Consider the following 1301-nt stretch of genomic DNA (forward strand, 5'->3'; position numbering starts at 1 on the left):
GAGATGCTCCTATGCCTCGTCAAGCGGTCAGGACGTGGTGGATCTCGCGGGCGATGTAGCGCTTGAGGCAGCGGATGATCTCGAGGTTGCTCAGGCCTTCGGCTCGTCGGCGGGCGGCGTAGTTCTGGGTCGGTTCGTGAGCCGAGAGACGGACCAGGGCGATGATGTGCAGCGCGTAGTTGGCGTGCCGGTCGCCGCCGCGGTTGAGCCGGTGTCGGATGGTGCGGCCGCTGCTGGCCGGTAGCGGGGCGGTGCCGCAGAGCTGGGCGAACGCGGCCTCCGAGCGCAGCCGGTCGGGGTTGTCCCCGGCGGTGACGAGCAGCTGGGCGGCGACTTCGGTGCCCACGCCGTAGACGTCGATCAGCGCGGGCGCGGTGAGCGTGACCAGCGGGCGCAGTTCGGCGTCGAGCTCGTCGAGCTCGTCGGTCAGGATGGCGATGCGCCGGGCCAGCCGGCGCAGGGTGAGCTTGGCGGCGGCAGTGATCGGATCGGCGGTCTCGGTCAGTCGTTCGGTCACCCGCAGCCGCCGGCAGGTGGTCAGCAGCTCGCGGGTGGACCGCCCGGCCAGCGCCTGGCGCAGCTCGGCCGGGCCGGTGAGCACCAGCGCCTTGAGCTGGTTGATCGCCTGGGTGCGGCCCTTGATCGCGCTGCGCCGCGCGACCCGCAGCGTGCGGATCGCCTCGACCCGGCCGTCGCGGGTCTTCGGGGTGCCGGCCGCGGCGCCGGAGAGGACAGCGGCCGCGGCGGCGTAGGCGTCGATCGGGTCGCTCTTGCCGCGCTGCCGGCGGGTCTTGCGATCGGGCCGGTCGACCTCGATGACCAGCTGCCCGGCCGCTCGCAGATGGCGGGCCAGACCCGCGCCGTAGGCGCCGGTGCCCTCCACGCCGACCGCGGCGATCTCGCCGTGCCCACCGGCCCAGGCCAGCAGCTGCCGGTAGCCGGCCGGCGTGGTCGGAAAGCCGGCGTCGGCCAGCGGCCGGCCGACCTCGTCGATCACCGCGGCGTGGTGCACGTCGCTGTGGGTGTCCACGCCGACGGTGACAACCCGCCGGGTGCTCGTCATGCTCGTCATGTCGTCTCCCGCTCGCACCGGTGATGGCGACGCGCGTCCGGGCGGGCCGGTCGGACAAGACAGTGATGGGCGCCTCTCGCACAGGCTCCTATGAGGTCACGGCCACCCGTCCGGACGTGCGCACGGACGCCACCGGGCACGGCCGACAGATCTCAGCCAAGACAGCCAGGCGTCGGTCAGCACTCAGGGTCAGACCGCGCCCGATGGCGCCGGGGACATCCTCACTGTC

1 protein-coding gene is annotated in these 1301 nt (G+C 73.2%); it reads right to left on the minus strand.

The window, feature by feature from the left end:
- Positions 1 to 19: 19 nt before the first annotated feature.
- A complete protein-coding gene (locus tag BM414_RS28130) occupies positions 20 to 1072 on the minus strand; it encodes an IS110 family RNA-guided transposase (protein WP_139246142.1) in 1053 nt (350 codons plus the stop codon).
- Positions 1073 to 1301: the final 229 nt, after the last annotated feature.

The sequence above is a fragment of the Geodermatophilus amargosae genome (genome assembly GCF_900116515.1).
In the GTDB taxonomy this organism is placed as follows: Bacteria; Actinomycetota; Actinomycetes; order Mycobacteriales; family Geodermatophilaceae; genus Geodermatophilus; species Geodermatophilus amargosae.